Annotated in this window: 7 protein-coding genes; 6 read left to right on the plus strand and 1 reads right to left on the minus strand. The window is 39.2% G+C overall.

Annotated features, from left to right (window positions below; genetic code table 11):
• From AB1397_04315 to pdxA, 6 genes are all read left to right on the plus strand, one after another.
• On the plus strand, positions 1-314 hold a 314-nt coding region (locus AB1397_04315; protein MEW6482207.1), incomplete at its 5' end, for a DUF1646 family protein.
• 77 nt (positions 315-391) lie between these two features.
• Positions 392-763 carry a 30S ribosomal protein S12 gene (rpsL, locus tag AB1397_04320; GenBank protein ID MEW6482208.1) on the plus strand — a complete coding sequence of 124 codons (372 nt, stop codon included), beginning with the start codon at positions 392-394 and terminating at the stop codon, positions 761-763.
• Positions 760-1,101: a 50S ribosomal protein L20 gene (gene rplT / locus AB1397_04325; GenBank protein ID MEW6482209.1), complete on the plus strand. Its 342-nt coding sequence runs from the start codon at positions 760-762 to the stop codon at positions 1,099-1,101. Before rpsL ends, rplT begins: the two co-directional genes overlap by 4 nt.
• Positions 1,102-1,575, plus strand: a complete 474-nt coding sequence (gene rpsG / locus AB1397_04330) for a 30S ribosomal protein S7 (protein ID MEW6482210.1) — start codon at positions 1,102-1,104, stop codon at positions 1,573-1,575. It abuts the gene before it with no gap.
• Positions 1,575-2,276: a 3-oxoacyl-[acyl-carrier-protein] reductase gene (gene fabG / locus AB1397_04335; protein MEW6482211.1), complete on the plus strand. Its 702-nt coding sequence runs from the start codon at positions 1,575-1,577 to the stop codon at positions 2,274-2,276. The genes rpsG and fabG overlap by 1 nt, the downstream gene beginning before the upstream one ends.
• Entirely contained in the window at positions 2,273-3,178 is a 906-nt protein-coding gene (pdxA, locus tag AB1397_04340; protein ID MEW6482212.1) for a 4-hydroxythreonine-4-phosphate dehydrogenase PdxA, read from the plus strand. The genes fabG and pdxA overlap by 4 nt, the downstream gene beginning before the upstream one ends.
• A gap of 6 nt (positions 3,179-3,184) precedes the next feature.
• Here pdxA and folP read toward each other — a convergent pair.
• On the minus strand, positions 3,185-4,127 hold a 943-nt coding region (folP, locus tag AB1397_04345; protein MEW6482213.1), incomplete at its 5' end, for a dihydropteroate synthase.

The raw sequence follows: 4,127 nt of genomic DNA on the forward strand, positions 1-4,127 counted from the left end.
TTAAGCCATTTGTTAATCTTTATGTATCTAATCTTTCTCCCTTCGTCCTTTATCTTCTTAATATAAGCTCAAGCATCCTTGACAATGCAACCCTGGCAGCCTGTGAGATAGGGCCACATATGAGCCTTTTTCAGATTAAAGCTTCTTTATTAAGCCTCCTTATAAGTGGAGGGATGCTTATTCCAGGAAACATTCCCAATATTATCTGTGCCGAGAGGCTTGAGATAGAAATGAAGGAATGGGCAAAAATTGGCATTCCAATATGCCTTATATTTCTAATAATCTTCTTTATCTTTCTTTCCTTAAGGTGGTAAGTATGTCTATACCCATCTGGAAGATTAGAAGAAAAAATCTTGACAGGAAAAAAAGAAGATTGTAAAATTTTAAAATTATGCCAACAATAAATCAGTTAGTAAGGTTGGGAAGGAAAAAGATAGAGGTAAAGAAAAAGACCCGTGCCTTAAAACAATGCCCTCAGAGAAAGGGGGTTTGCGTGAGGGTTTATACCACAACACCAAAGAAGCCAAATTCTGCCTTAAGAAAGGTAGCAAGGGTTCGGCTTACCTCGGGCTATGAGGTTACCTCTTACATCCCTGGCATTGGCCATAACCTCCAGGAACACTCGGTTGTCCTTATCCATGGTGGAAGGGTAAAGGATCTTCCAGGGGTAAGGTATCATACCATAAGGGGTATCTATGATGCCCTAGGTGTTGCCAATCGAAAAAAGGCAAGGTCAAAATACGGAGCAAAGAAGCCAAAATGAGGGTAAAATCATCGGTTACAAAGAGGAAAAGGCACAATAAGATTCATAAGCGAACAAAGGGATATTGGGAAGCTAGAAAAAATTGGTATAAGCTTGCAAAGGAGGCAAATGTGAAAGCAGGTGTATATGCCTATTCCCATAGACGCTTAAGAAAAAGGGAGATGAGGCGTCTTTGGATATTAAGGATAAACATAGCTTTACGGCTTTATGGTCTTACCTATAGCAAATTTATAAATATGCTTTCAAAGAAGGGAATTGAGCTTAATAGAAAAATATTGGCTGAGATGGCTGTTAAAGACAAAGAGGGCTTTAAACAGCTAATAGAGAGGGTGAAGTAAATGCCAAGAAAGAGAAATTATAGTAGACCACCCAGAAGGATGGTAGATCCTATATATCAAAGCCCCTTGGTTTCCCATTTCATCAATTGTGTAATGAGAAGGGGTAAGAAAAGCTTAGCTCAAGCAATAGTCTATAACGCCTTTGATATTATAAAAGATAGGCTTAACAAAGACCCTCTAGCAATATTTAAAACAGCAATTGAGAATGTCCGTCCCAGGGTTGCGGTTAAGCCAAGAAGGGTTGGTGGTGCAACATATCAGGTTCCTATGGCTGTCCCTGAGAATAGGAGCATATTCCTTGCCTTTAAATGGATAATCCAAAATGCAAAGGCAAAAAAGGGAAAGCCAATGAATGAGAAGCTTGCTCTGGAGCTTATTGATGCCTCAAACAATACCGGTGCCTCGGTAAAGAAGAAACAGGATACCCACAAAATGGCAGAGGCAAACAAGGCATTTTCTCACTATCGCTGGTAATGCTTGCCTTAATCACAGGAGGAAGTAGGGGGATTGGAAGGGCAATTATAGAAAGGCTTTCTTCAAATTATAGAATAGCAAATTTTGATCTAGAACCTCCAAAAGAGCCAGTTAAAGATGAAATTTTCCTTAAATGTGATATAACCTCATCAAGCGAAATAAAAGAGGGGATAGAAAAGATAATAAAAAAGGTAGGAACAATTGATCTTTTGGTTAACAATGCTGGAATAACAAGGGATGGGCTATTGATGAGAATGTCTGATGATGATTGGGACAGGGTTTTGGATATAAACCTTAAGGGTGCATTCCTTTGTTCCCGTGAGGTTTCAAAGATTATGATAAAGCAAAGAAGGGGAAAAATAATAAACATCTCCTCAATAATCGGGATAATGGGGAATATTGGCCAAGCAAATTATGCTGCATCAAAGGGTGGGCTGATTGCCTTAACAAAGAGCTTAGCAAAAGAGCTGGCAGGAAGGAATATCACGGTAAATGCCATTGCACCAGGCTTTATAGATACAGAGATGACCCAAAAATTAAGTGATGAAATGAAAAATAGGATAATTGAAAAGATTCCCCTTAAAAGGTTTGGAAAGCCAGAAGATATTGCAAGCCTCGTTTCCTTTCTCGCCTCAGATGATGCCTCATATATCACAGGAGAGGTAATCACCATTGATGCCGGGCTTTCTATTTCGCTTTGAAAAAATCCACAATTGGTATAACCATTGGCGATCCCTCTGGCATAGGGCCTGAGGTTGTTTTAAAAGCCCTTTCTACTAACATTACCCAAAAGGCTAATTTTATTGTAATTGGAGACAAAAGAATAATTTCTACAAACAAGGCAGAAATTTTAGACCTTAAGAATATCAATCCTAAAACCCTTGTAATGGGAAAGCCATCGGCTGAAACAGGAAGGGCATCCCTGGATTACATAATGGAGGCATTCAAGCTCATAAAGGAGAAAAAAATTGATGCGATGGTTACCGCACCCATATGTAAATCTGCAATCCATAAGGCTGGATATAGCAAATTTATTGGTCATACCGAGATACTTGCCCATCTTTCTAAAAGAAAGGTTGGGATGATGTTTACCGCAGGAGATTTAAGGGTTGTCCTTGCAACAATCCATATTCCCTTATCAAGGGTTTGTAGGATGATTACAGAAAAAAGGATTTATGAGACAATAAAACTTAGCCATCAAAGCTTAAGGGAGCATTTTAAAATAAAAGAGGCAAAGATTTGTGTGCTTGGGCTTAACCCTCATAGCGGAGAGGATGAAATAATGGGAAGGGAAGAGGCAAGGATAAAAGATGCAATCCTTAAGGCAGAAAGCGAAGGGATAAATGTATCTGGTCCCTTTCCACCCGATACAGCATTCTTAAAAAAGGGCTTTGATTGCTTTATTACGATGTATCACGACCAGGGGCTTATTCCCCTTAAATTGCTTGCATTTGACAGAGCGGTAAATTTAACCATAGGCCTTCCATTTATAAGAACCTCCCCTGACCATGGCTGTGCATTTGACATTGCAGGCAAAAATAAGGCAAATCCGAATAGCATGATTAGCTCAATTGAGCTTGCAATAAAGCTTTGTAATGGTTGAGCCTTGCTAAACACATGCCTTTATTTTTATGGCATCTATTACATCTATAGCCCTCTTTACTCCAGCTACATCGTGAACCCTTACAATATTTGCACCTTTTAAAATAGAGTAGCAAACAGCCGCTAGGGTTCCCTCAAATCTTTCTGAGGTAGGAAGATTTAATATTTGGCCAATAAAGGATTTTCTTGAGACGCCAATCAATATAGGCTTTTTCAAAGCCTTGAATCTATTCAATCCCTTGATTATCTTTAGATTATGGGGTAATGTCTTTCCAAAGCCAATCCCAGGGTCGATAATTATTTGCGAGATTCCAGAGCCTTCAGCAATTTTTATCCCCTCTCTAAGGTAGGCCATAATCTCGGAAAATAGGTCTTGGTAGGTTGGATTATTTTGCATATCCTTTGGCCTTCCCTTGATATGCATAATCACACAACCGGCATTAAATCTTGCAATTACCTCAGCCATATTAGGAGAAAAACGAAGCCCGCTTATGTCATTGATCATATTTGCACCCTCCTTAAGGCACTCCTCAGCCACCCTTGAAGAATATGTATCTATAGAAATTGGTAATTTAATCCTTCCCGCCAGGGCTTTTAGAACAGGAAGGATTCTCTTGAGCTCCTCCTTTTCTGATACCGGTGTGCTTCCTGGCCGGGTTGATTGGCCTCCAATGTCAATAATATCTGCCCCCTCCTCTTTCATCTTAAAGCTCTGCTCAATTGCCTTTTTTGGCTCTAGGTATAATCCCCCATCAGAGAATGAATCGGGGGTTACATTGAGGATGCCCATAATATAGGTTTTTTCGGAAAGGTCAAGGGTATATTTCCCTAGTGTAAGCTTCAATGTAGGTGTATTATAGTTAATTCCATAACGCTTTACAAAATGTATGTGTTTAGATAATCTTAAGGAAAACTTTATAAAATTATGAATTTTGAATGTTGAATTTTGA

It is taken from the genome of bacterium, assembly GCA_040756715.1.
Taxonomy (GTDB): domain Bacteria; phylum UBA9089; class UBA9088; order UBA9088; family UBA9088; genus JBFLYE01.